A 24,668-nucleotide genomic window follows, 5' to 3' on the forward strand; every position below is an offset into this window, starting at 1 on the left:
GTCCTCTGCTGATGACGCACTCAGTGTGCGGCAAGGACATGGATGGCGCTTTGATCTGGCGCAAAGCGCCACATCCGAGGACGCCAACGCAACCAATACATTTTTATTCAAAGACGCTCATTCGACTTAAAGATGCATAGATAACCGTGGTTTATGATAATGTCGTTATGTATTATCTGGGAAACGCCCATGACACAGGTTGTCACAGTCTCTGCGCATACCGCGGCCTACGCGATGGAACCGGTGAAGCCGCCGCAACGCGCCTCCCGAGCGTCCTACGTGGAAGAGCATACGCGTGTGCTGGCGCAGCAGGCAGCACAGAGTGAGGATCTGCGGCTCAGGGCGCTCGTCAACGTCGTGCAGCCTCCGGCGCTCGCCCTCTACTTCCTCACCTCTTCGCAGCAACAGTTCGAGCAGGCCACGCTTAAGGAAACGATCGAGGCCTACAAGAGCTCGGTCGCCTGATCTCCCAAGCCCCCATCCGGGCAAAGAAAAACCGCGACCGGTGACGGTCGCGGTTTCTTATTTTCAGGGCATAGCGATCAGGGTCATTTGCCCCGGGCCGGACCGACTGGCAGCGCCACATCCACAGCACCGGCCTTCTCGAAGGTCAGTGTGACGTTGACGGTCGCGCCTTCCTGGAAGGGCTCTGTCACCTTGAAGAACATCAGGTGCAGGCCGCCAGGCTTCAGCTCAACCGTCTCACCGGCCGGGATGGCGATGCCGTCCGTCAGCTGACGCATCTTCATCACCTCGCCTTCCATCGCCATCTCGTGCAGCTGGACCTCGCCCGCCTGGGCTGAGGTTGCGGAAACGAGCTTGTCTTCTTCACCGCCATTGTTGACGATGGTGATGAAACCGCCGCCGACCGGCTGGCCTGGCAGCATCGCCCTGGTGAAACCGGCGGTCAGTTCGAGGTCACCGGCAGTCACGGCCTGAAAACCACCGGGATCGGTTGCCGCCATGTGATCGCCGTGACCGGAATGGTCACCATGGGCGCCATGCGCGCCGTGGCCATCCGCTGCAGCCTGCTCGGCGGGAGCACCGTGACCGGCATGCGCGCCGTGTGCACCGTGTGCGCCATGACCATGTGCGTCGCCTTCAGCGGCCGCGAGCTTGAGAACTGGCGCCGGACCGTCGAGGTCGTGCGGATCCTGGCCGGGGGCCGCGATCTGATCCCAGGCGACCTTGGCGTCAGCGCCGCAAAGCTGAACCGTCGGGAAGGCAAGTCCCGTCGCCGGATCGCCGGCAGCGACCTTACCGTAGACGACAAAAGTGTCGTAGAAATTGTCCGGCAGGTCACCGTTCTTGAAGCGGATTTCGACCGGGCCTGATGTCACTGCCTTGCCGTGGTTGTCGTAGCTGTTCTGGTAGTCGCCGGTGATGACCTCAACGTCCCAGCCGGCCTTCGGCATCGGCTTGGCGGAGATAAAGCCTTCCGGCAGCTTGATATGGACTTCGTTGGTCGCCTTGCCGTCGCAACCATGCGGCACCTGCAGCGCGGCGGCGACATAGGAGCCGACCTTGGCGGGCTGGTTGGCAAAGGTCGCATGGGCGAACACAGCCGTGGTCGATGCGAGTGTGGCAATCGCGGTTGCGAGAATGAGATTGGTCTTCATGGGTGTCTCTCCTTGCCGCGGTCCTTCTTGGCCGTCGGCAGTCGTCAGTCTTCGTCGATTGAGTGAGGGCGATCAGACGAAGAGCGGCGGCCCACGGAGGCGCGGACGATGGAGGAGATGGCTGGAGCGGACAGTTGTTTCAACAGGTGCAATCTGACCCAGACTTGTGAACCGGCTGAGCAGCCAGGATTGGTCCGAAGGCTCCGGCAGTAGAATCGCGCCAGCGAGACGGCAGGCCTCGCAATCCGCAGAAGGTCGCGCATGCTTCTGGCCACTATCGGCGATGCAGAGATCGGCAAACGATCCGTCGGGAAGCATATAGGCGACCGACTGAACTTCGCTGGCAAGAGCGGCGGGTGCCCGGTGGCCAAAACCGACAGACAGGAAGACCATCGCGCAGAAGATGCGCAATAGGATCGTCGCTGGCCTGACCTTCGGTTTCATCGTTGCCCCCGTTTCGCCGAATCCTTTATCGCGATGCCGGGGACAAGCCAAGTGGCGAGATGCCGCGCCTGCGGAGCAATCGCCAAGGTGTCTGCGCGCCAGCCAATCACGAGGCCTCAGCGACAATTATTTGTTCGGGAGCGACGCAGCCTCTTGCCAAGCCGCCACACTGCCAGATAATGCCTTGAAGACCTTGTTGGGAGATACCGGTTTGATCCGGAGCCGAAGGAGCAACCGCCCCGGAAACTCTCAGGCAAAAGGACCACAAGGCGTCGACTGCACTCTGGAGAGAGGCCCGTTTCCAAAGCGGGCAGCGCCGAAGGGATAACAATCTCAGGCACAAGGACAGAGGGGGCTCATGAAGCGGCACAACCGTGCCCAGACTTGAGCAAGCGCGCGAGCGCTCAAACCCGGAGGCGACGTCTTGGACGATCAGACCCAACTCAAACACACCCCCCTTTATGATTTCCATGTGTCGCTTGGCGCCAAGATGGTGCCCTTCGCCGGCTACGACATGCCGGTGCAGTATCCCGCCGGCGTGCTGAAGGAACACCTGCATACGCGCGCTGCCGCTGGCCTCTTCGACGTTTCCCACATGGGCCAGGTCGAACTGGTTGCGGCCTCTGGCTCTTATGAGGACGCTGCCAAGGCGCTCGAAACCCTCGTTCCCGTCGACATCCTCGGATTGAAGGGCGGGCGCCAGCGTTACGGCTTCTTCACCGATGAGAATGGCGGCATCCTCGACGACCTGATGATCAGCCGCCTCGGCCAGCGCCTGCTGGTCGTGGTCAATGCCGGCTGCAAGGATTCCGACATCGCCCATCTCAGGGCGAAGCTGCCTGATGGCGTCGAAGTTCTCGTGCATGACGACCGTGCGCTGCTCGCCCTCCAGGGTCCGAAGGCGGAAGCCGTGCTTGCGGCGCTCAATTCCGACGTCGTAACCATGAAATTCATGGATGTGCGCGAGCTTGCCCTTGGCGACATCCCTGCCCTCGTCTCTCGCACAGGCTATTCGGGCGAGGACGGTTTCGAAATTTCCGTGCCCGCAGACCGGGCGACCGATCTCGCCAAGGCGCTGCTCGATCAGCCGGACTGTCAGCCGATTGGTCTCGGCGCGCGTGATTCGCTGCGCCTCGAAGCCGGGCTCTGCCTCTACGGCAACGACATCGACACGACGACGTCGCCTGTCGAAGCCTCGATCGAATGGGGCATCCAGAAGGTCCGCCGCTTGGGCGGCGCCCGCGAAGGCGGCTTTCCGGGTGCTCATCGCATCCTTGGCGAACTGGAGAATGGCGTCTCTCGCCGCCGCGTCGGATTGAAGCCCGAGGGCAAGGCGCCGGTGCGTCCGCCGGCAAAACTCTTTGCCGACGCCGAGGGCAAAACCGAGATCGGCCACGTTTCCTCCGGTGGATTCGGCCCGAGCGCCGAAGGCCCGATCGCCATGGGCTACGTCCCGACGGAAATGGCCGAGGCGGGAACCCAGGTTTTCGCTGAGGTGCGTGGCAAGCTGATGCCGCTCACCGTCACTGCGCTTCCTTTCGTTACCCCCACCTATAAACGCTGACAAAAAATCTCCGGAGAGAACCATGTTGAAATTCACCGCTGAACACGAATGGCTGAAGATCGAAGACGGTATTGCCACCGTCGGCATCACCACGCACGCCGCCGGCCAGCTGGGCGACCTCGTCTTCGTCGAACTGCCGGACGAAGGCTCGAGCTTCAAGAAAGATGGGACCGCCGCGACCGTCGAGAGCGTCAAGGCGGCGTCCGACGTCTACTGCCCGCTCGATGGCGAAGTGGTCGAAATCAACCAGGCGATCGTCGACGATCCGTCGCTGGTGAACTCCGATCCGGAAGGTGCCGCCTGGTTCTTCAAGCTGAAGCTCGCCAACCCATCTGACGCCGACGCCCTGCTCGACGAGGCTGCCTACAAGGAGTTGATCGCCTGATGACGACAGAATTCCAGTTCACGGATTACGATCCGTACGACTTCGCCAATCGGCGCCATATCGGCCCCTCGCCCTCCGAGATGACCGAGATGCTGAAGGTGATCGGCTATCACTCGCTCGACGAGATGATCGACGCGACCGTCCCCGGCTCGATCCGCCAGAAGGTGCCGCTCACCTGGGGTGCGGCGATGACCGAGCGCGAAGCGCTCGACAAGCTTCGCGAGACGGCGAACAAGAACAAGGTCCTGACCTCGCTTCTCGGCCAGGGCTATTATGGCACGATCACGCCGCCGGTCATCCAGCGCAACATTCTGGAAAACCCGGCCTGGTACACGGCCTATACGCCCTACCAGCCGGAAATCAGCCAGGGTCGCCTTGAGGCGCTCCTCAACTACCAGACCATGGTGACGGATCTCACCGGTCTCGACGTCGCCAATGCGTCGCTGCTGGACGAGGCCACCGCTGCCGCCGAAGCAATGGCGCTCTGCCAGCGCAGCGCCAAGACCAAGGCGACCGGCTTCTTCGTCGACAAGGACTGCCACCCGCAGACGATCGCCGTCATACAGACCCGCGCCGAGCCACTGGGCTGGACGGTCACTGTCGGCGATCCCTTCACCGACCTCGATCCGACGGAGGTCTTCGGCGCGATCTTCCAGTATCCGGGCACACACGGTCATGTCCGTGACTTCTCCGGCCTGATCGCCCGTCTGCACCAAACCGGCGCGCTTGCCGCCGTTGCCGCTGACATTCTCGCCCTGCTTCTGTTGAAGTCGCCGGGCGAAATGGGTGCCGATATCGCCATCGGTTCGACCCAGCGTTTCGGCGTTCCCATGGGTTACGGCGGTCCGCATGCGGCCTATATGGCGGTCAAGGATGCGATCAAGCGCTCCATGCCCGGCCGTCTGGTCGGCGTTTCCGTCGATGCGCGCGGCAACCGCGCCTATCGCCTGTCGCTGCAGACCCGCGAGCAGCATATCCGCCGCGAAAAGGCGACATCGAACATCTGCACCGCGCAGGTCCTGCTCGCCGTCATGGCATCAATGTATGCCGTCTTCCACGGGCCTCAAGGCCTGAAGGCGATTGCCCAGCAGGTGCACCAGAAGACGGTCATCCTCGCCAAGGGTCTGGAAAAGCTCGGCTACACGATCGAGCCGGAGGCCTTCTTCGACACGATCACTGTCGAGGTTGGCCACATGCAGGGCCTCGTCATGCGGGCGGCTGTCGCGGAAGGTGTGAACCTGCGCAAGGTCGGCGAGACCAAGGTCGGCATCGCGCTCGACGAGCGGACCCGCCCGGCCGTGCTCGAAGCCGTCTGGCGCGCTTTCGGTGGCAACTTCAAGGTCGCTGATTTCGAGGCCGATTATCGCCTGCCCAGGGATCTGCTGCGCACCAGCGATTACCTGACGCATCCGATCTTCCACATGAACCGCGCGGAAAGCGAGATGACCCGCTATATCCGCCGGCTCTCGGACCGCGACCTCGCACTCGATCGCGCCATGATCCCGCTCGGCTCCTGCACGATGAAGCTGAATGCAACGGCGGAAATGCTGCCGATCACCTGGCCGGAATTCTCCGACATCCATCCCTTTGTGCCTGAGGATCAGGCGCTGGGTTACAAGGAGATGATCGACGATCTCTCGGAAAAGCTCTGCGCGGTCACCGGTTATGACGCGATCTCGATGCAGCCGAATTCGGGGGCTCAAGGCGAATATGCGGGGCTTCTGACGATCCGCGCCTATCACCTCGCCCGGGGCGATACGCATCGCACGGTTTGCCTCATCCCGACCTCGGCGCATGGCACCAACCCGGCATCAGCCCAGATGGTCGGCATGACGGTGGTGCCGGTGAAGTCGAAGGACAATGGCGACGTCGATCTCGACGACTTCCGCGCCAAGGCGGAAGAGCATGCGGCAAACCTCTCCTGCTGCATGATCACCTATCCCTCGACCCATGGCGTGTTCGAGGAAACGGTGCGCGAGATCTGCGAGATCACCCATCAGCACGGTGGCCAGGTCTATCTCGACGGTGCCAACATGAATGCCATGGTCGGCGTATCCCGTCCCGGCGATATCGGCTCTGACGTCTCCCACCTCAACCTGCACAAGACCTTCTGCATTCCGCATGGCGGCGGTGGTCCGGGCATGGGTCCGATCGGGGTCAAGGCGCATCTTGCGCCCTTCCTGCCCGGCCATGTCGTGACCGACGGTCGTCCGGGCGCGGTCTCCGCCGGTCCCTACGGTTCGCCGTCGATCCTGCCGATCAGCTGGTCCTACTGCCTGATGATGGGTGGCGAAGGTCTGACCCAGGCCACCAAGGTCGCGATCCTCAACGCCAACTACATCGCGGCACGGCTGAAGGGCGCCTATGACGTGCTCTACACGTCGGCCTCGGGTCGCGTGGCGCATGAATGCATCATCGACACCCGTCCGCTGCAGGCTTCTGCCGGCGTGACCGTCGACGATGTGGCGAAGCGCCTGATCGACTGCGGCTTCCATGCGCCGACCATGAGCTGGCCGGTGGCTGGCACGCTGATGATCGAGCCGACGGAATTGGAGACCAAGGCCGAGATCGACCGCTTCTGCGAGGCGATGCTGGCGATCCGCGAGGAAGCCCGCGACATCGAGGAAGGCCGGATGGACAAGGCCAACAATCCGCTGAAGAACGCACCGCATACGGTGGAAGACCTCGTCGGCCAGTGGGATCGTCCCTATAGCCGCGAACAGGCCTGCTATCCGCCGGGCGCCTTTCGGGTGGACAAGTACTGGTCCTCAGTCAACCGCGTCGACAATGTCTATGGGGACCGTAACCTGGTGTGCACCTGCCCGCCGATGGAAGCCTACGCGGAAGCGGCAGAGTAACAGCCTGAAATTCGCCATGAGAACGCCGCCCTTGAGGCGGCGTTCTTCATTTGTGGTGACATGCCGAAACGCCCTGTGATGGAACGGATCTGGCCACTATCCGTTTCCCCCGCTGTCCAACACAGGAGAACAGACATGCGCAACACTCTCATCCTCGCTGGTGCAGCGGCATTCATGACGCTCTCGGCGTCGGCCCATGCGCAGGACACCGTCATCATCCAGCAGGCCCCGCCGGTCACCTCGCAGTCGACCATCATCGTGCCGGCTCCGGTCGAAACTTATGTCTTGCAGCGCGAAGTGCGCTCGGTGCCTTATGAAGGCGACGTCCTGATTGGCCGCGTGATCGAGGATCCGGTCGAGCTCTATCCCGTTGATGGCTATGAGGATTATTCCTATACGATCGTCAACGAGCGACGCGTGATCGTCGATCCCCAGACCCGTCAGATCATCCAGATCATCGAGTGACCCGATCGCTGGTCAGCTACCGGAACCCGGCTCAGGCCGGGTTCTTTTGGTGCAAGACGCCAATCAACTGTGCCTGTCCCGTTTTCGCACAACTCTTCCCGGCGCTGTCATAAGCCGGAAACCCTGCCCGTTCGGAAAGTTCTAACACCTGCCGCTTATCCTGCGCTGAAGACCATCGAGACGGTTGGAAAGACGATGAGCATCTCAGCGATCATGGGCATCTCGCTTTCGGGCATGCAGGCGCAGCAAACGCGCCTTGCTGCGACCGCCAACAACGTCGCGAATGCCATGACACCTGGTTACGATCGTCTCGAAACCAGCTTTACCAGTCGCGCCCAGGGCGGCGTGTCCGCCACTGTTGCCCCGTCCGATGGACCGGTCCCCGATGACACGTCCAATGTCGACCTTGCGTCGGAAATGCTCTCGCTCGTCGAAACCGAGATCGGCTTCAAGGCGAATGCCGCGGCCTGGGAGACGGGTGCTGACATCTGGGACGTCCTGCTCAGCATCAAGCGCGACTGATTCCCTGACATGTATGGCACGCGTTTCCACCGTCAAAAGACGGTAACGCGAACGCGCGTTCCGTCATACCCTGTCTCCGCAAAGCGCGGATAGCACTGACTTTTTTAGGCCAATGGCTGCTCCGCCAGGCAAAAGCAGCCGAGGGAGCGAATTCTCCGATTGCAAAGATCCGGACATCCAGACACAGTCGGGAGTTGCATAAGGTTGCATCGAGGATGGCATGTATAACGACTCACTCAACTACCTGAAGACACAGATCCTTTCCGCACAGGTCGGGGACGCCGCCGGCATCCGCGGCCTGATCAAACAGCGTCTCGACCAAGCGCTCACATCCGTCCATACGAATGATTATGTCGAGGACTGTCTGTTTCAAATCACCGAGGCGCTCGAACAACTCGACACCGGATCAACGGACCCGGCGAAGCTTCGCGACTACTTATTGGGCGCGATCGAGGCGTTGCGAGACGAACTCCATCTTTGCGACATCGAGCCGGATGTCCGCCAGTCCGCTGTCGGTTTCTGAGGCACTGCGCTTGCGGCCTCCACCGGCGCGGCGGCGATCGAGACCGTCGGCGGCAGCAAGCGACACCATCTCCAGAAGATGATCGAGGAAGAGCGCGTCATCGCTGAGCGGGGCTTTCTGCGAAACACCCTTGATGATCTCCCGAAGACTACGAACCTGCTCTTCCACGATCGAGCGAACGTAGATTTCAGAGGATGGAAGTTGGCCATCCGGCATGTCATTCTCCTGCAATTCTTGCATATTCTATATGTCCGTGAAGTTCTTCGGCGAAGGCCAGACGTTGAAGGGCCGCCGAGGCGAAGGGATTGCCCGGTGCGCGCTCGAGATCGAGGACGCTGCCGGTAATCCCGTAGAGTTCGTGATGCCGCAGCAGCCCTGCCATGGAGGGTTTGGCCGTGATCGGAACGATCAGCGATCCGTCGAGCATGCTTGGAGCCGCCAGCGGCATCACATCCCAACCGGTCGTCAGAAGCAGGTTGACGAGCTTGGGATGTGTCTCGACAACCAGCGTGCCGATGCCCGCAACGAGGCAATACTCCATGACTCCGGTCATCAGGATGTTGGAAATCGGGACGCCGGCGATCGACCTGTCGCACACTTCGGCAATGCACCGGGTCCATTCATAGACACGCGGCCCACGCGGCCAGTCGGCACCGTCCATCAGATGCGGATAGACATCCGACAGAAGATGCGGCTTCAGTGTCGGCAGGAGGCGGCTATATCCCACCACATTACCGCCGACGATGAGCGGCAGATGGATGGCCTCGTCACCGTCGAACTGGTCGATCTCCCGTTCGTCGCCACGACGGCAGGCTTCCCATCCCAATCGGTCTACGAACTGGCGATGGCGAAACGCCCAGACCTGCTCCATGACGTCGGCATGGTCATGCGTGTTCCTGCCCAGAATTGTCGCAAGCATGTAGATCCCCAGAAAATCCAGGGGCAAGGATGCGATAAGCGGACCGAATTCAATATAGGCCGTTCTGCCTATTTATCGGATTATTCCAAGCCGAATCAATTCGGCAATCAGTTGCGCACGGTTCACGGAATTCAACTTACGGCACGCCGCCGCGATTTCGTGCTGAACTGTTTTCTCCGATATTCCAAGAATTTGGCCAATCTCCCAATTGGTCTTGCCGGCCGAGCACCAGAGAATAACCTCGCGTTCGCGCGGCGTGACCTTGGCCGCAACTGCCGCGCTGCGCTCGCTGCTGTCGACGAGGAAGGCACGCAACCGGTTGTGCGCGTAGATTGAAACGATGTGCAGCGCACCGCGCTGCTCGCTGGACAGCTCGACCTTGCGCGCACCGAAGGTGACGATCGCCTGAAAGCCGCCGACAGAATGGAGCGGCACACTGTAACCATCCAGCATTCCGAACTCGGTGGCCTCGTTCATGACGCGCTTGGCGGAGCGACTGAGCGGCTTGTCGGCCAGCGCTTCCGACCAGACGAATGCCTCGTTCGACATCTTCGTCCGGTAGATCACCGGATCGACATGCACATAGTTTTCCTGGACATAGCGCTCGAACCAGCCCTCCGGCCAGGCATTCAGCATGAAATAGGGATCGATCCGCTCGCCGGGGAGCGGGATGCCGGACACCGCATAGCAGTCCATGCCGAAGGCACCCGCCACCTTGCCAAGGCAGGCTAGGACTTCCTCATTGTCGCGGGCTCGCGACGATTCGGTGATAAAATCGAACATCGCATTGGCTGTCGCCTGCCTGTCTGACATCCGCACCCTCAAGATAGCCAGTCATCACATTTGTGACTTCTAGCACAGCCGGCGACCAGTCGATCCGATAAACATTGGATTTCCAAGAGAATTGATGGAGCATCCCGCAGTGCTCACCTGCAGGGTGACGGCATGTGCCGACACGCGTTGAAGGGGTTCAGATGGCGTTCAATGCGGCATGCAGCAGCGCGATGATACCGAAGGCGATCAGAATGAACGCAGAGACCCGGCTGACCAGGGTTGCAAATCCCTCGGGGAGCCGCGTGCGCACCACGGTCACGGCACCGCTCAGGAAGAACCACCAGGCAAGCGAGCCGAAGAAGACACCCGCCACCAGTAGCACGCCTTCCCAACCGCCCTCGCCCGCCGCGAGCCCCAGTCCGGCAAAAATCGCTGCGAAGGTAAGGATCGTCGCGGGATTGGCGATGGTGAGCAGGAAGGTCGCGGCAATTGTCGACAGCAGGCTGTGGGCCTGGACAGAAGCTGCGGAGACCTCTGGTCGCGGCTTGAGCGCCGTCACGCCAAGAGAGAGCAGGAACAAGCCGCCTGCGACCTGCAAGGGAAACACGATCCAGTCGAGATAGGATCCGAGCGCGTTAAAGCCGGCTGCAGCCATGGCGGCATAGACGCCATCGGCAATTGCGGTGCCCAGCCCTCCGGCAACGCCGGCCCAGAAGCCACGCTCCAGCGTACGATTGATGCAGAGCGCCCCTATGGGTCCGAGTGGTGCCGCGATCGCGACGCCCAGCACGAGCCCTTTCCCGAAAAGGAGCGCGTCCATGTCACTCCGTGCCGATCACGTAGCTGCGTTCACTCGCCGTCGACAGCGCGATCATCGTCTCGCTGCGCGCAATCAGGCGCTCGCCCTTCAAGTCGGCGAGGAATGTCTCGATGCCCGTGAGGTCGGCCGTCCGGATCTTCAGCATATAGGACCAGCTACCGGTTACATGATGACATTCGAGCACGGCCGGGTGGGATTCTGCATAATCGCGAAAGGCAGCCTGTTCGGTGTCCTGCGGCAGGGTCACCAGCATGAAGGCGGTGATCGGCAGGCCCAGCGCCGCAGGATCCACCTCCAGGGTGAAGCGTCTGATGGCTCCCGACGCGACCAAGCGACGGATGCGTTCATTGACGGCGGAGGGCGAAAGCCCTACCACATCCCCGATGCTGGCGAGCGAACGGCGAGCATCCTCGGCTAAGAGATCGATAATTTTGCGGTCACTGGTATCCATAACCGCAGTTTATTTGCCTACATCGATATATCGCAAGATATTTTTTCGAATCTTGGCGAAAAAGAATATTCTCACCGAATGAGAGCCGCCGAACTCTCCCGATCGGCGCATCGCCGTTCAAATCAGGCAGGAGCTGCCTGTCGCTGTTTCGCGAGTTCCGATAGATCAGCAGCCTTCAACTCCACGGACTCGCCGCAGCCACAGGCAGATGTCTGATTCGGGTTGTGGAAGGTGAAACCGGACCGCAGCGTTGTGGTCTCGAAGCCCATTTCCGTACCGAGCAGATAGAGAACTGCGGCCGGATCGATCCAGACTGACGCGCCATCTTTCTCGATGCGGTCATCCCTCGGATTTGGTTCAGTCACCATATCGATGGTGTATTCCATCCCGGCGCAGCCACCCTTCTTGATGCCCACGCGGATGCCCTTGGCATCGGGACCGGAATTCTCGACGATCGCCCTGACGCGTGCGGCAGCCGCATTGCTCATGGTCATTACCTGAAAGCCCATCGGCACAGTCTCCATCAACAACCGGGTTCAAGGTCCGGCGTTTCTTCTGGCAATGTAAGGGAGGCGCCTCGTCGGTTCAATAGCTTAGGCTGCCAAGTGTGCCGCAGGCAGCGCATTGCGAACATGCCCGTCGCCTGATGATGATCAATCCTTGAGCACGACAGGATCACCCGAAAAACTTGATCTTTATCAGAAGCTTGAAACGCGCTCTTGCATGACGCTCCCCTCGTCCGCGATCAAAAACATTGCAGTGCACAGCGAAAACGGATGCAAACTCGGGCAAAGGCTCGCGAAATCGATAGAAATTTTGACCATCCGGTAAATTATTCCTCGAGTCTATATCTAAGCAACTGTTATTATTGTTTTTTTCGGATTGGCATAGCGATTGCTTCGTTCTCTGCGAAACAAAAAGGCGCCCAGCGCGCCTCCAGAAGCGGAGAACAAATATGGAAATCGGCGTCTTTATCCCGATCGGCAACAATGGCTGGCTCTTGTCGGAGAATGCCCCCCAATACAAGCCAAGCTTCGAACTCAACAAGGCGATCACGCTCAAGGCCGAATCTTACGGCTTCGACTTTGCGCTTTCGATGATCAAGCTGCGTGGTTTCGGCGGCAAGACGGAATTCTGGGACTATAACCTGGAAAGCTTCACGCTGATGGCAGGCCTCGCCGCCGTCACCTCGAAGATCAAGCTTTTCGGCACGGCGGCGACCCTGATCATGCCGCCCGCTATCATTGCCCGCATGGCGACCACGATCGATTCGATCTCGAATGGCCGCTTCGGCGTCAATCTGATCACCGGCTGGCAGCGGCCCGAATACAGCCAGATGGGCCTGTGGCCCGGCGACGACTATTTCTCCGACCGCTACGAATATCTGACCGAATACACGACGGTGCTGAAGGACCTCTTGACCACTGGTCAGTCGGACCTCAAGGGCAAGCATTTCCAGATGGATGATTGCCGGATGAAACCAATCCCGGAAGGCGACGTGAAGCTGATCTGCGCCGGTTCTTCCAATGCCGGCATGGATTTCTCGGCGAAGTTTGCCGACTACAGCTTCTGCTTCGGCGTCGGCGTCAATACGCCGAAGGCTTTCGCGCCCACCAACGAACGGCTGCTCGCCGCCACGGCAAAGACAGGTCGCGACGTGCGTTCCTTCGTGCTGACCATGGTTCTGGCCGAGGAGACCACCGAGGAAGCTTTCGCCAAGTGGGAGCACTACAAGGCAGGCGCCGACGAGGAAGCCATCAAGTGGCTCGGCTTGCAGAGCGCCGTCGACACCAAGTCCGGCTCCGACACCAATGTCCGCCACATGGCGAACCCTGTTTCTGCCGTCAACATCAACATGGGCACGCTGATCGGCTCCTATGCCGAAGTCGCCGCCATGCTTGACGAGATGAGCGAAGTGCCTGGTACCGGCGGCGTGATGCTGACCTTCGACGACTTCCTCGAAGGCATCGAAAAGTTTGGCAAGTTCGTCCAGCCGCTGATGAAGAGCCGCGCGCATGTCAACCAGATGTTGGAGGCCGCCGAATGAGCGAGGCCGTTGTTGCAGGCTATCAGCCACGCCCGGAACTGACCAAAAGCGTCACGCTTCCGGCCCGCCCCGAACCGATCACGCTGAAGCCGTCGGAAACGGCCGTCGTGGTCGTCGACATGCAGAACGCATATTCGACCGAAGGCGGTTACGTCGATCTCGCCGGCTTCGACATCTCGGGGGCAAAGGGCACGATCTCCAACATCAAGAAAACGCTTGATGCAGCCCGCGAAGCCGGTGTGCTGGTCGTCTATTTCCAGAACGGCTGGGATCCTGATTATGTCGAGGCTGGCGGCCCCGGATCGCCCAACTGGCACAAGTCGAATGCGCTGAAAACCATGCGCAAGCGGCCCGAACTGCAGGGGCAACTGCTTGCCAAGGGCACCTGGGATTATGCGATCGTCGACGAATTGCAGCCTAAGCCGGGCGACATTCTGGTGCCGAAGAGCCGCTATTCCGGCTTCTTCAACACCAACATGGACTCGGTTCTGCGGGCCCGCGGTATCCGCAACCTGGTCTTTGTGGGCATTGCCACCAATGTCTGCGTCGAAAGCTCGCTTCGCGATGCCTTCCACCTCGAATATTTCGGCGTGATGCTCGAGGACGCGACCCATCACCTCGGCCCCGACTTCATCCAGCAGGCGACCGTCTACAATGTCGAAAAGTTCTTCGGCTGGGTCGCGACCGTCAACGACTTCTGCGGTGCGATCGGACAGGCAGCGCCTGCCGATGCAGCCGAGTGATCATCCCCATACGAACCAGGCCCCATCAAACCAGGAGAATGTGAGAATGCCCAAGACCATCGTCGTCCCGGAAGGCACCCAGAAGCCGATCGCCCCCTATTCGCCCGGCGCCCTTGCCGATGGCGTGCTCTATGTCTCGGGGACCCTTCCCTTCGACAAGAACAACGACGTCGTGCATGTCGGCGATGCGGGTGCCCAGACGCGCCATGTGCTGGAAACCATCAAGTCCGTCATCGAGACCGCCGGCGGCACGATGGACGACGTGACCATGAACCACATCTTCGTCACCGACTGGGCCAACTACCAGGCCGTCAACAAGGTCTATGCCGAATATTTCCCGGGCGACAAGCCGGCGCGCTACTGCGTGCAATGCGGCCTGGTGAAACCCGACGCGCTGGTCGAAATCGCGACCGTCGCACACATCGGGAAGAAGTGAGGGGAAGCACAGCCCCTCATCCCCTGCCGGGACCTTCTCCCCGCAAGCGGGGAGAAGAGACCTTTACGCAATCGCCTGCACCTGGGCTTCCCCTGCACAAAGGGCGGCCATCCCCTCTCCCCGCCTGCGGGGAGAGGGTCAGAGTGAAGGGCTAAGCCAGAGCAAAGACGTATGCATTACAACATCCACGGCCTTACCTCCCCCGATGCGCCGACCATCCTGCTCTCGTCAGGCCTTGGCGGCTCGGGCGGTTATTGGGCACCGCAGATCCCGGCCCTCTCAGAGCGTTTCCGCGTCATCACCTATGACCATCGCGGCTGCGGCAAGACTGGTGGCTCAGTGCCCGAGGTTGGCGGCATCACGGCCATGGCCGACGACGTGCTCGAAATCGTCGATACGCTCAAGCTCGAAAAATTCCATTTCATGGGTCATGCGCTGGGTGGCCTGATCGGGCTGGATCTGGCACTGCGCAGGCCTGAGCTCATCGAGAGCCTGATTCTCATCAATGCCTGGAGCAAGGCCGATCCACATTCCGGGCGCTGCTTCGACGTACGCATCGCACTCCTGGAAAACGCCGGCGTGGAGGCCTTCGTCAAGGCGCAGCCGCTGTTTCTTTATCCGGCGATCTACATGGCCGAGAACCCCGAGAAGATGGCGGCTGAAGAGGCCCATGCGCTCGCCCATTTCCAGGGACACGACAACATCCTGCGCCGGATTGCGGCACTGCGCGCCTTTGATGTCGACGACCGCCTCGGCGAGATCGGCACGCCGACGCTTGTCATCGCCACCCGCGACGACCTGCTCGTCCCCTATTCGCGGTCGCTGCGCCTCGCAGAAGGCCTGCCCAACGCAAATCTTGTGCTCACCGTCGCCGGTGGACACGCCGTCAACGTCACCTATCCGCAAACATTCAACAGCGCGGTGATCGACTTCCTGTCGACCCTCGAACACGCTTGAAGGAACCATCCATGCTGGCCACCAAGACCATCGCCCCTGTCGCAGCCGAGGGCAGCTCGCCGGAAGTGAGTGCGGCCTATCGCAACGGCATGGCCCGCCTCGCCGCAGCCGTGACCATCGTCACCACCGATGGCCCTGCCGGACGCGCCGGCTTTGCGGCAACCGCCGTCACCAGCGTTTCGGACAATCCGCCGACGCTGCTCGTCTGCCTCAACAAGGGCAGTTCAGCCTATCCGGCCGTTACCGCCAACGGCCTCGTATCAGTCAACGTGCTCGCCGCCGAGCATGAACCCGTCAGCCGGCTCTTTGGCGGCAAGACGCCCGTCGATGAGCGCTTCGCCGCCGCCACCTGGGATACGACGGCATCAGGCACGCCGCGCCTCGCAGACGCCCTCGTCTCGTTCGAGTGCCGGATCTCCGAAGTGCATGACGGAAAGACCCATGACGTTCTGTTCTGCGAAGTCCTCGAAGTCACTACCCGCGAAGAGGGTCAGGCTCTCGTCTATTTCGACCGCGGCTATCGCACCGTCTAAACAGTTGTGCCTAAACGCAAAACGGCCCGCGCAAGGCGGGCCGTTTCATTAATTGCCTAATTCTCTCAGTACCAGCCGACGGCGACCTGCGCCTCTTCGGACATGCGGTCCGGCGTCCACGGCGGATCGAAGCTCATTTCCACTTCGACACCCGACACGCCTTCGACCGAACCGACGGCATTTTCCACCCAGCCCGGCATTTCGCCGGCGACCGGGCAACCGGGGGCCGTCAGCGTCATGACGATCTTGACCGTGCGATCGTCTTCGATATCGATCTTGTAGATTAGGCCGAGTTCGAAGATGTCGGAGGGAATTTCCGGATCATAGACTGTCTTCAGCGCGGCGATGATATCGTCCGACAGGCGGGCAACTTCATCCGACGGGATCGCGGTGTGGATGATGCCGTCACGGACATCGGGCTTGGTTTCGGTATCACTCATGGTGTTCATTCCTCAGGCGAAGAAGCTGCGGGCGTAATCCAGCGCGTCCGCCAGCGCATCGACTTCTTCCCTTGTGTTATAGAGACCGAACGACGCCCGGCAAGTGGAAGTCACGCCGAAACGGGCGAGCAGCGGCTGGGCGCAATGGGTTCCGGCGCGAACGGCAACGCCGCGACGGTCGATCATGGTAGAGACATCATGGGCATGAATGCCGGCGAGTTCAAAGGAGAAGATCGCCCCCTTGCCCGGCGCATTGCCGATGATCCGCAGCGAATTGATCGCCGAGAGACGCTCATGCGCATAGGCGCGCAAGCTTTCCTCATGGGCGGCAATTGCCGGACGCCCCAAGCTTTCCATATAGTCGAGCGCATAACCCAGCCCGATCGCCTGGACGATCGGCGGCGTGCCCGCCTCGAAGCGGTGCGGCGGCTCGTTGTAGGTGACGTAACCCTGCGCCACCTCGATGATCATCTCACCGCCACCCATGAAGGGGTCCATATCCCTCAGGCGGTCCATCTTGCCCCAGAGCACGCCGATGCCTGAGGGGCCGTAGAGCTTGTGGCCGGTGACGGCATACCAGTCGCAGCCGAGATCCTGGACATCGACGGGCATGTGGACAGCCCCTTGAGAGCCATCGACAATGACGGCTATTCCGCGCTCATGGGCGATCCGGCAGACTTCCTTGATCGGCACGACCGTGCCAAGCGCGTTCGACATATGGGTTATGGCGATCAGCTTTGTGCGCTCGGTAAGGCAAGCCACGAATGCTTCCATGTCGAAGGCGCCGTCATCGGTAACAGGCGCCCAGACGAGCTTGGCACCCTTGCGATCGCGCAGGAAATGCCAGGGCACAATGTTGGAGTGATGCTCCATGATCGAGAGCACGATCTCGTCGCCCTCGCCGATATGCTTCATGCCCCAGCCATAGGCGACCGTGTTGATCGCCTCGGTCGACGACTTGGTGAAGATCACCTCGTCAATCGAGGGGGCATTCAGAAAACGGCGCACCTTTTCGCGCGCCGCTTCATAGGCGTCCGTCGCGGCATTGGACAGGAAATGAAGGCCACGATGCACATTGGCATATTCGTTCGAATAGGCGTAGCTGATCGCGTCAATCACCTGGCGCGGCTTCTGGGAAGAAGCTGCATTGTCAAGATAAACCAGCTTCTTGCCATAGACCTCGCGCGACAGGATCGGGAAATCCCGCCTGACGGCTTCGACGTCATATCCTGTCTTTACCGCGATCGTGTCAGCCATGATGCTCCAGCCAGTCGGTGATGATCTCTTCCAGGGCCTCGACGAGCGGCTCGTTTTCGAGCTCCTCGACGATTTCGGCGACGAAGCCGTTGATCAGCAGCGCGCGCGCCTTCTTTTCCGGAATGCCACGCGACATCAGGTAGTAGAGATGGCTCTTGTGAATGTCGGCAACCGTTGCGCCATGGGCGCACTGCACGTCGTCGGCAAAGATTTCGAGCTCGGGCTTGACCGAGAATTCGCAATCGTCGGACATCAGCAGCGTGTTGCAAGCCATGCGGGCATCGGTCTTCTGGGCGTCCGGGGCGACCCGGATCATGCCCTGGAAGACACCCTTGGCGCGATCGAAGACGACGTTGCGGATCACTTCCGTCGAGGTGGTGTTCGGCACGTCGTGGCCGAGCGTCATGGTGACGTCGGTATGGGTGTCACCGCCAAGCAGGTTGACGGCGCGCAGCGTGAAGTCGGAGCCTTCGCCAGCCGTCTTCACATGAATTTCCTGGCGCACCAGCTTGCCGCCAGCGTTGACGATGAAGAGGCGGAACTTGGCATCGGTGCCGAGCTCTGCACGGATCTGGCCGAGATGGGTATCGGCATCGCCTTCACCCTGGAGGATGATCCAGGTGATCTCGGCACCCTCGCCGAGCTTCAGGTCGGCGACGACGGAGGCAAGCGCTGCCGAACCGCTCTGGCCGACATGGCGCTCGATGACGGTGGCCTTCGAACCCTTGCCGAAGGTGGCCGGGAACCGCAGATGCAGTTGGCCTGCAGCATGCACAGACTGCAGTTCGATCGGTGCTTCGATTTCGGCGTCCTCGGCCACGTCGAGCGTGAAGCCGTCCCGCACGAAGGCGCCGTTCAGGCGGCCGATCGTGTCGTCGGCGTTGAAGGCGTTCAGGCCTTCGGCTGCGTCACCGTTCGTCAGCGCATCGCGATAGAGCGACACAGCAAGGCCTTCCGGCAGCGAAGCCGGCACCTCAGACACGCCCTGGAGGACGTTGAGCACGGTTGCGCCCGAAACCAGCGAACTGATCGCCTTGGCCACCGCCTGCGGCTCTTCGGCCGGAAGCGCCCGCAGCAGCGCCTTGAGGTCCGTGTAGTGGAAGGTCTCTACGCGGCGCGTCGGCAGACCCTGGCGCTTCAGGGCGTCGAACAGGCCGTCGCGCTTCAGAAGCACGGCGCCATCGCCCGGAAGGCTGCCGATCTGGTTGGTATAGGCGTCGATGATCTGGGTCTCGGCTACGGTGAGCCGGTTGGCCGCTTGCAATGTCATCGTTGCAACTCCTTTAAAACTTGAGAGCCCTTAGGCGGCCTGACCGGTGATGTCGGCATAGCCGTTGGCTTCGAGTTCCAGCGCCAGGCTCTTGTCACCCGACTTGATGATCTGGCCCTTGTAGAGGACGTGCACGCTATCCGGCACGATGTAGTCGAGCAGGCGCTGGTAGTGGGTGATGACAACCGTTGCGCGGTCCGGACGCTTCAGCGCGTTCACACCATCAGCGACGATCTTCAGCGCATCGATGTCGAGGCCGGAATCGGTTTCGTCGAGGATGCAGAGCTTCGGCTCGAGCAGCGCCATCTGCAGGATTTCGGCACGCTTCTTCTCACCGCCGGAGAAGCCGACATTGAGCGGACGCTTCAGCATATCAGGATTGATCTTCAGTTCAGCGGAGGCTTCCTTGACGCGGCGGATGAATTCCGGCGTTGTCAGCTCGTCTTCACCACGCGCCTTGCGCTGCGAATTCATCGCGACCTTGAGGAACTGCATAGTCGCCACGCCCGGGATTTCGACCGGATACTGGAAGGCAAGGAAGATGCCCTTGGCAGCGCGCTCGGCCGGGTCGAGTTCCAGAATGCTCTCGCCGTTATAGAGGATGTCGCCTTCGGTCACTTCATAGTCTTCGCGGCCTGAGAGTATGTAGGACAGCGTCGACTTGCCGGAGCCGTTCGGGCCCATGATGGCAGCGACTTCGCCGGCCTTCACGGTCAGGTTCAGGCCCTTGATGATTTCGGTGCCGTCTTCGGCGATGCGGGCATGGAGATTGCGGATTTCAAGCATGTCTGTGTTCCTGTCCATCGGGCGGTTCAAGGGCCGCCTGTCGTTTCCTGTTGCGCCGCGCGGCGCCTGTTCAATTCCGTCATCCTCGGGCTCGTCCCGAGGATCTACTGCCGTTTCAGTTATAGTCCGACCATTGCGGAGAGCTCGGGTGCGGTGAGTAGACGTTTTCGATCTCGTAAATCCGGTCATAGAGATCGAGCCATGTTGGGTTTAACCCTTCGATCAGCTTGATCTTCCAGTCCCGCAAATAGCGCTTCAGAGACTTCTCTCGTCGGATCGCGAGGACGATGTTCGGATGCTGCTCGAACCACACCAAAAGCTTCGCATTGTATCTGGACGTAAAACCCTTCTGAATTTCATTCCGGTGTTCCCAAACGCGCCCCTGAAGGTCGCTGGTCACACCGGTGTAAATCACGCCACGTGGCTTGTCCGACATCATGTAAACGAAGCCGGACATAGCGCATCAGCCTTGCCGGTAGTAGATCCTCGGGACAAGCCCGAGGATGACGACCGCACGTGGCTGATAGCGCCGTTTCATCAGCCGACCGACCCCTCGAGCGAGATGTTGATCAGCTTCTGCGCTTCAACCGCGAATTCCATCGGCAGCTGCTGGATAACGTCGCGGACGAAACCGTTGACGATGAGGGCGATCGCCTCTTCTTCCGGGATGCCGCGCTGCATGGCGTAGAACTTCTGGTCCTCGGAAATCTTCGAGGTCGTCGCCTCGTGCTCCACCTTGGCCGTCGAGTTCTTCACCTCGATGTAAGGCACGGTATGCGCGCCGCAGGTGTCGCCAATCAGCAACGAATCGCAATTGGTGAAGTTGCGGGCGTTTTCCGCCTTGCGATGCATCGAGACCTGGCCGCGGTAGGTGTTCTGCGACACGCCGGCCGAGATGCCCTTGGAGATGATCCGGCTCTTGGTGTTCTTGCCGAGATGGATCATCTTGGTGCCGCTATCGACCTGCTGGTGGCCGTTGGAGACGGCGATCGAGTAGAACTCGCCCTGGCTGTCGTCGCCGCGCAGAATGCAGGACGGGTATTTCCAGGTGATCGCCGAACCGGTTTCGACCTGGGTCCAGGAGATCTTCGAACGGTCGCCACGGCAATCGCCACGCTTGGTGACGAAGTTGTAGATGCCGCCCTTGCCGTCCTTGTCGCCCGGATACCAGTTCTGGACGGTCGAATACTTGATTTCGGCGTCATCCATGGCGACGAGTTCGACGACCGCTGCATGCAGCTGGTTTTCGTCGCGCTGGGGCGCCGTGCAGCCTTCGAGATAAGAGACGTAGGCGCCTTCTTCGGCGATGATCAGCGTGCGCTCGAACTGGCCGGTGTTCTTCTCGTTGATACGGAAGTATGTCGACAATTCCATCGGGCAGCGAACGCCCTTCGGAATGTAGACGAAGGAGCCGTCGGTGAAGACGGCGCAGTTCAGCGTCGCATAATAGTTGTCCGTGACCGGAACGACCGAGCCGAGATATTTCTTCACCAGATCCGGATATTCGCGGATGGCTTCCGAGATCGACATGAAGATCACGCCGGCCTTCATCAGTTCAGCCTTGAAGGTCGTGACGACCGAGACCGAATCGAAAACGGCGTCGACGGCGATCTTCGAGGTCTGGACACCTGCCAGCATTTCCTGCTCACGCAGGGGAATACCAAGCTTTTCATAGACCTTCAAAAGCTCCGGATCGACGTCGTCGATCGTCGTCGGGCCGGCTGTGCTCTTCGGCGCGGCGTAGTAATAGATGTCGTTGAAGTCGATCTTCGGATAATCGACGCGGGCCCAGGTGGGCTCGACCATCGTCAGCCAGCGCCTGTAGGCGTCAAGGCGCCATTCAAGCATCCATTCCGGCTCGTTCTTCTTTGCCGAAATGAAACGGACGATGTCTTCCGACAGGCCCTTCGGGGCCTTGTCGACTTCGATGGTGGTTTCAAAACCATACTTGTACTGATCCACATCGATCTGGCGGACCTGATCGATCGTTTCCTGCACAGCAGCCATGGTCGTTCTCCAATCTTGCCGGGCCAAATTCCGGCAGCTTGTTAACGTTGGGCGGTGACCCGCCATACTTAAGGTTCCCGAGCCACCATTTCACCCCTCTTGGCAAGGGAAAAACGACGTTTGGCCCGGTTTTTCGCCGCCTTAGGCGGCCTGCCCCGCCGGTTTGCGGCGGGCAGCAATCTTCACAAAGGCGCCCAGAAAGCGATCGATGTCGCTTTCCGTCGTATCAGGGCCGATCGACAGGCGCAGCGCCCCGGTCGAGGCATCCTCACCCATGGCGGTCAGCACATGGCTAGCGCCGACCTTGCCCGACGAGCAGGCGGCACCGGCCGATAGCGCAATACCTTCGAGATCGAAAGCGATCTGACCGGTTTCTGCCTTCAGCCCCGGCAGATGGAAGAAACTCGTATTGCCGACCCGCGCCTCGCCTCTCCCGTAGATGACCGTATCCCGTGCAGCAGCAAGCATACCGGCTTCGGCCTTGTCTCGCAGCGCTGCGATCGCGGCATTTCGCTCGACCAGATCCTTCGTCATCACGGAGGCCGACGCACCAAAGCCGGTCATAGCTGCCAGGTTCTCCGTGCCGGCGCGGTGGCCCTTTTCCTGGCCACCGCCGCGCACCAGAGGTTCCGGCATCAGCGTTTCGCCGCGCGCCACAAGCGCGGCAACACCCTTCGGGCCGCCCAGCTTGTGGGCCGACAGGATCAGGAAGTCGGCGCCGAGATCTGCGATCGACAGCGGAATGCGGCCTGCCGCCTGCACGGCATCAACCACCAGCAATCCGCCAAACTTCTTTACGGTGGCGGAGATCTCCCGGATTGGCTGGATGATCCCGGTTTCGTTGTTTACGAGCATGACGGCGACCAATGGCAGACCGTCTGCCGGATCATGCGACGCTAGCTGAGCGGCCAGCGCATCGACATCCAGTATGCCCGAACGGGTCACCGGAACTTCCGTCACCTGATCTGCGGAAAACCGGCCGCCGGCCCTCACTGCCGGGTGCTCAATGGCGGAAACATAAAGACGCCCGAGCGCCACACGGGACTTACCCATGCGATAGATGGGCGACAACACCTGATTGGCGGCTTCGGTCGCACTCGCGGTGAAGGTCACATGCGCCGGCTCGGCACCGACGAGGTGCGCCACCTCGCGGCGTGCCTTCTCGATGACGGCCCGGGCTGCGCGCCCCTCGGCATGAACGGAAGACGGATTGCCGGGCATTGAAAGCGCATCGAGCATGGCCTCGCGCGCCGCGCCCATCAGGGGTGCGGTGGCGTTCCAGTCGAGATAGATGCGCGCAGCGGCCATCCTTGCTTCAGACTCCCATACTCATGTCGGCGCATTTTCCTTGAAATATCCGCCGGGCTTGCCTTATGACACCTTCACCCCGGATGCGACGCCATCCAGTTTCGAACGGTTCTAAACTTCGTTCTAGAAAAGCTGACTGACGCCGTCAAGTCAGCTTTCTAATTTGGTGTTGACGAACCGCAAAAATGTCAGGGACCGGAACCTAATGCCCGAAGTGATTTTCAACGGCCCCGCGGGTCGTCTCGAAGGCCGTTATCAACCCTCCAAGGAAAAGAGCGCACCGATCGCGATCATCCTTCATCCGCATCCGCAATTCGGCGGGACGATGAACAACCAGATCGTCTACCAGCTGTTCTACATGTTCCAGAAGCGCGGTTTCACCACGCTCCGCTTCAACTTCCGCGGCATCGGCCGCAGCCAGGGCGAGTTCGACCATGGTGCCGGCGAGCTTTCGGATGCCGCATCGGCCCTCGACTGGGTTCAGAGCCTGCATCCGGATTCGAAGAGCTGCTGGGTTGCCGGTTATTCCTTCGGGTCATGGATCGGCATGCAGCTCCTGATGCGTCGTCCCGAGATCGAAGGCTTCATGTCGATCGCGCCGCAGCCGAACATCTACGACTTCTCGTTCCTCGCCCCTTGCCCGTCATCAGGCCTGATCATCAACGGCGACAGCGACAAGGTGGCCCCTGAAAAGGATGTGCTTGGCCTCGTCGACAAGCTGAAGACCCAGAAGGGTATCCTGATCACCCACAAGACGGTGCCGGGCGCCAACCACTTCTTCAACGGCCAGGTGGAAACGCTGATGGGCGAATGCGAAGACTATCTCGACCGTCGCCTCGATGGCGAACTGGTCCCCGAACCGGCCGCCAAGCGGATCCGCTAAGATGATCCGGATCGTGGCCGATACAAACGTTCTCGTCAGCGCTTGTATCGGCCGCGGCCCAGCCTCGAAAGTGATCGAGGCGTGCCTGGACGGGCGTCTCGTCCCTTTTCTGTCCGGTCCACTTCTGCTCGAATACCGCGACGTACTCTCCAGAACAGAGCCTTTTGCGAACGGACGAATGTCCGCCAACGAACGGCTAGCGCTGATGGATATCTTTGTTTCTCGCTGCCAATGGCGGACCGCGCATTTCAAGTGGCGGCCCAATCTCGTCGATGAAGCCGACAATCACCTGCTCGAATTGGCAATCTCGGCCAACGCGCATATACTCGTGACGTCGAACGTCCGAGATTTTGAAAAGGCGGAACTCAGGTTCCCGCACATCAAGATCGAGACACCAGCGGCTACTGTGCGGAGGCTTGAAGATGAACGCTTTAACCGTTGAGCTGAGTTCAGAGGTTCACGAAAAGGTGGATCTGATTGCAGCTGAGAAGGGTGTCTCTCCTGAACGCCTAGTGTCAGAGATGGCCGCGGAAATGGTCAAGCAACATGAGGCCTACCGGCTGTTCGAGGAAATGGCGGCGCGCGGCAAGGGAAGAGAAGCGGAAGCTCTCGAACTTCTTCGGCGTGATTAAACACTCTTTCGATTTCAGACTGTGA

The 24,668-nt window shown here is 60.6% G+C and carries 29 protein-coding genes and 1 riboswitch; of the genes, 14 read left to right on the forward strand and 15 right to left on the reverse strand.

The features are described 5' to 3' along the window. Positions 1-189: 189 nt before the first annotated feature. Entirely contained in the window at positions 190-465 is a 276-nt protein-coding gene (locus SJY08_RS08515) for a hypothetical protein (protein WP_377275308.1), read from the forward strand. An 83-nt stretch (positions 466-548) separates the two neighbouring features. Here SJY08_RS08515 and SJY08_RS08520 read toward each other — a convergent pair whose 3' ends face one another. Next, entirely contained in the window at positions 549-1,619 is a 1,071-nt protein-coding gene (locus SJY08_RS08520; protein WP_377275309.1) for a DUF1775 domain-containing protein, read from the reverse strand. 72 nt (positions 1,620-1,691) lie between these two features. Then, positions 1,692-2,063 carry a DUF2946 family protein gene (locus tag SJY08_RS08525; protein WP_377275310.1) on the reverse strand — a complete coding sequence of 124 codons (372 nt, stop codon included), beginning with the start codon at positions 2,061-2,063 and terminating at the stop codon, positions 1,692-1,694. A 186-nt stretch (positions 2,064-2,249) separates the two neighbouring features. Further along, positions 2,250-2,338: riboswitch (glycine riboswitch) on the forward strand. A 149-nt stretch (positions 2,339-2,487) separates the two neighbouring features. On the opposite strand from SJY08_RS08525, the gene gcvT reads away from it, so the two are divergent. The 5 genes from gcvT (at position 2,488) to SJY08_RS08550 (ending at position 7,857) form a co-directional block, all read left to right on the forward strand. After that, positions 2,488-3,627 (forward strand): glycine cleavage system aminomethyltransferase GcvT, encoded by a 1,140-nt coding sequence (gene gcvT / locus SJY08_RS08530; RefSeq protein ID WP_377275311.1) that lies wholly within the window; start codon positions 2,488-2,490, stop codon positions 3,625-3,627. Between the two features lie 22 nt (positions 3,628-3,649). Next, a complete protein-coding gene (gene gcvH / locus SJY08_RS08535; RefSeq protein ID WP_153762097.1) occupies positions 3,650-4,012 on the forward strand; it encodes a glycine cleavage system protein GcvH in 363 nt (120 codons plus the stop codon). Then, positions 4,012-6,870 (forward strand): aminomethyl-transferring glycine dehydrogenase, encoded by a 2,859-nt coding sequence (gene gcvP / locus SJY08_RS08540; RefSeq protein ID WP_377275312.1) that lies wholly within the window; start codon positions 4,012-4,014, stop codon positions 6,868-6,870. The genes gcvH and gcvP overlap by 1 nt, the downstream gene beginning before the upstream one ends. Positions 6,871-7,005: 135 nt before the next feature. After that, positions 7,006-7,335 carry a DUF1236 domain-containing protein gene (locus SJY08_RS08545; protein ID WP_054150183.1) on the forward strand — a complete coding sequence of 110 codons (330 nt, stop codon included), beginning with the start codon at positions 7,006-7,008 and terminating at the stop codon, positions 7,333-7,335. A 195-nt stretch (positions 7,336-7,530) separates the two neighbouring features. Continuing rightward, entirely contained in the window at positions 7,531-7,857 is a 327-nt protein-coding gene (locus tag SJY08_RS08550; RefSeq protein ID WP_054150182.1) for a flagellar basal body protein, read from the forward strand. 436 nt (positions 7,858-8,293) lie between these two features. Here the strand turns inward: SJY08_RS08550 and SJY08_RS08555 are convergent, their stop codons facing one another. The 6 genes from SJY08_RS08555 to sufA all read right to left on the reverse strand — a co-directional run bounded on the left by SJY08_RS08555 (position 8,294) and on the right by sufA (position 11,853). After that, positions 8,294-8,596, reverse strand: coding sequence for a hypothetical protein (locus tag SJY08_RS08555; protein ID WP_054150181.1), 303 nt, complete (start codon positions 8,594-8,596; stop codon positions 8,294-8,296). A gap of 1 nt (position 8,597) precedes the next feature. Next, on the reverse strand, positions 8,598-9,299 hold the full coding sequence (locus SJY08_RS08560) for an acyl-homoserine-lactone synthase (protein WP_377275313.1): 702 nt from the start codon (positions 9,297-9,299) through the stop codon (positions 8,598-8,600). A 72-nt stretch (positions 9,300-9,371) separates the two neighbouring features. Then, positions 9,372-10,112, reverse strand: a complete 741-nt coding sequence (locus SJY08_RS08565) for a LuxR family transcriptional regulator (protein WP_377275314.1) — start codon at positions 10,110-10,112, stop codon at positions 9,372-9,374. A 157-nt stretch (positions 10,113-10,269) separates the two neighbouring features. Further along, positions 10,270-10,893 carry a LysE family translocator gene (locus SJY08_RS08570; RefSeq protein WP_377275315.1) on the reverse strand — a complete coding sequence of 208 codons (624 nt, stop codon included), beginning with the start codon at positions 10,891-10,893 and terminating at the stop codon, positions 10,270-10,272. A gap of 1 nt (position 10,894) precedes the next feature. Further along, complete coding sequence (locus tag SJY08_RS08575; protein WP_153762093.1) at positions 10,895-11,344, reverse strand: Lrp/AsnC family transcriptional regulator; 450 nt, start codon at positions 11,342-11,344, stop codon at positions 10,895-10,897. Positions 11,345-11,466: 122 nt separating this feature from the next. Next, positions 11,467-11,853, reverse strand: a complete 387-nt coding sequence (gene sufA, locus SJY08_RS08580) for a Fe-S cluster assembly scaffold SufA (protein WP_377275316.1) — start codon at positions 11,851-11,853, stop codon at positions 11,467-11,469. Between the two features lie 446 nt (positions 11,854-12,299). Here sufA and rutA point away from each other — a divergent pair, with 446 nt between their 5' ends. The 5 genes from rutA to SJY08_RS08605 all read left to right on the forward strand — a co-directional run bounded on the left by rutA (position 12,300) and on the right by SJY08_RS08605 (position 16,060). After that, positions 12,300-13,391 (forward strand): pyrimidine utilization protein A, encoded by a 1,092-nt coding sequence (gene rutA / locus SJY08_RS08585; protein WP_377275317.1) that lies wholly within the window; start codon positions 12,300-12,302, stop codon positions 13,389-13,391. Then, positions 13,388-14,134: a pyrimidine utilization protein B gene (gene rutB, locus SJY08_RS08590; RefSeq protein ID WP_054150174.1), complete on the forward strand. Its 747-nt coding sequence runs from the start codon at positions 13,388-13,390 to the stop codon at positions 14,132-14,134. Before rutA ends, rutB begins: the two co-directional genes overlap by 4 nt. A gap of 46 nt (positions 14,135-14,180) precedes the next feature. After that, entirely contained in the window at positions 14,181-14,570 is a 390-nt protein-coding gene (gene rutC / locus SJY08_RS08595; protein WP_300890059.1) for a pyrimidine utilization protein C, read from the forward strand. A 171-nt stretch (positions 14,571-14,741) separates the two neighbouring features. After that, positions 14,742-15,527, forward strand: coding sequence for a pyrimidine utilization protein D (gene rutD / locus SJY08_RS08600; RefSeq protein ID WP_300890058.1), 786 nt, complete (start codon positions 14,742-14,744; stop codon positions 15,525-15,527). 11 nt (positions 15,528-15,538) lie between these two features. Then, on the forward strand, positions 15,539-16,060 hold the full coding sequence (locus SJY08_RS08605) for a flavin reductase (RefSeq protein ID WP_300890057.1): 522 nt from the start codon (positions 15,539-15,541) through the stop codon (positions 16,058-16,060). A gap of 65 nt (positions 16,061-16,125) precedes the next feature. On the opposite strand, the gene SJY08_RS08610 is transcribed toward SJY08_RS08605, so the two are convergent. The 7 genes from SJY08_RS08610 to SJY08_RS08640 all read right to left on the reverse strand — a co-directional run bounded on the left by SJY08_RS08610 (position 16,126) and on the right by SJY08_RS08640 (position 23,128). After that, positions 16,126-16,500 carry an SUF system Fe-S cluster assembly protein gene (locus SJY08_RS08610; RefSeq protein ID WP_082347690.1) on the reverse strand — a complete coding sequence of 125 codons (375 nt, stop codon included), beginning with the start codon at positions 16,498-16,500 and terminating at the stop codon, positions 16,126-16,128. Between the two features lie 12 nt (positions 16,501-16,512). Beyond that, complete coding sequence (locus tag SJY08_RS08615; RefSeq protein ID WP_377275318.1) at positions 16,513-17,757, reverse strand: cysteine desulfurase; 1,245 nt, start codon at positions 17,755-17,757, stop codon at positions 16,513-16,515. After that, the gene (gene sufD, locus SJY08_RS08620; protein WP_377275319.1) at positions 17,750-19,027 is read right to left on the reverse strand and encodes a Fe-S cluster assembly protein SufD; all 1,278 of its coding nucleotides are present in this window, start codon (positions 19,025-19,027) and stop codon (positions 17,750-17,752) included. Before sufD ends, SJY08_RS08615 begins: the two co-directional genes overlap by 8 nt. A gap of 30 nt (positions 19,028-19,057) precedes the next feature. After that, a complete protein-coding gene (sufC, locus tag SJY08_RS08625; RefSeq protein WP_300890054.1) occupies positions 19,058-19,813 on the reverse strand; it encodes a Fe-S cluster assembly ATPase SufC in 756 nt (251 codons plus the stop codon). A 115-nt stretch (positions 19,814-19,928) separates the two neighbouring features. Continuing rightward, on the reverse strand, positions 19,929-20,270 hold the full coding sequence (locus tag SJY08_RS08630) for a GIY-YIG nuclease family protein (protein ID WP_377275320.1): 342 nt from the start codon (positions 20,268-20,270) through the stop codon (positions 19,929-19,931). Positions 20,271-20,350: 80 nt separating this feature from the next. After that, a complete protein-coding gene (gene sufB / locus SJY08_RS08635; protein ID WP_076396111.1) occupies positions 20,351-21,820 on the reverse strand; it encodes a Fe-S cluster assembly protein SufB in 1,470 nt (489 codons plus the stop codon). A 141-nt stretch (positions 21,821-21,961) separates the two neighbouring features. Beyond that, on the reverse strand, positions 21,962-23,128 hold the full coding sequence (locus tag SJY08_RS08640) for a cysteine desulfurase family protein (protein ID WP_377275321.1): 1,167 nt from the start codon (positions 23,126-23,128) through the stop codon (positions 21,962-21,964). A gap of 205 nt (positions 23,129-23,333) precedes the next feature. Here SJY08_RS08640 and SJY08_RS08645 point away from each other — a divergent pair, with 205 nt between their 5' ends. The 3 genes from SJY08_RS08645 to SJY08_RS08655 are packed head-to-tail and all read left to right on the forward strand — an operon-like array spanning position 23,334 to position 24,643. Next, positions 23,334-24,011, forward strand: coding sequence for an alpha/beta hydrolase (locus SJY08_RS08645; RefSeq protein ID WP_054150164.1), 678 nt, complete (start codon positions 23,334-23,336; stop codon positions 24,009-24,011). A gap of 1 nt (position 24,012) precedes the next feature. Beyond that, positions 24,013-24,453, forward strand: coding sequence for a putative toxin-antitoxin system toxin component, PIN family (locus SJY08_RS08650; protein ID WP_069041511.1), 441 nt, complete (start codon positions 24,013-24,015; stop codon positions 24,451-24,453). After that, a complete protein-coding gene (locus SJY08_RS08655) occupies positions 24,434-24,643 on the forward strand; it encodes a hypothetical protein (protein ID WP_054150162.1) in 210 nt (69 codons plus the stop codon). Before SJY08_RS08650 ends, SJY08_RS08655 begins: the two co-directional genes overlap by 20 nt. The last annotated feature ends 25 nt before the right edge of the window (positions 24,644-24,668 follow it).

This window comes from Rhizobium sp. R86522 (assembly GCF_042466255.1).
Taxonomy (GTDB): domain Bacteria; phylum Pseudomonadota; class Alphaproteobacteria; order Rhizobiales; family Rhizobiaceae; genus Allorhizobium.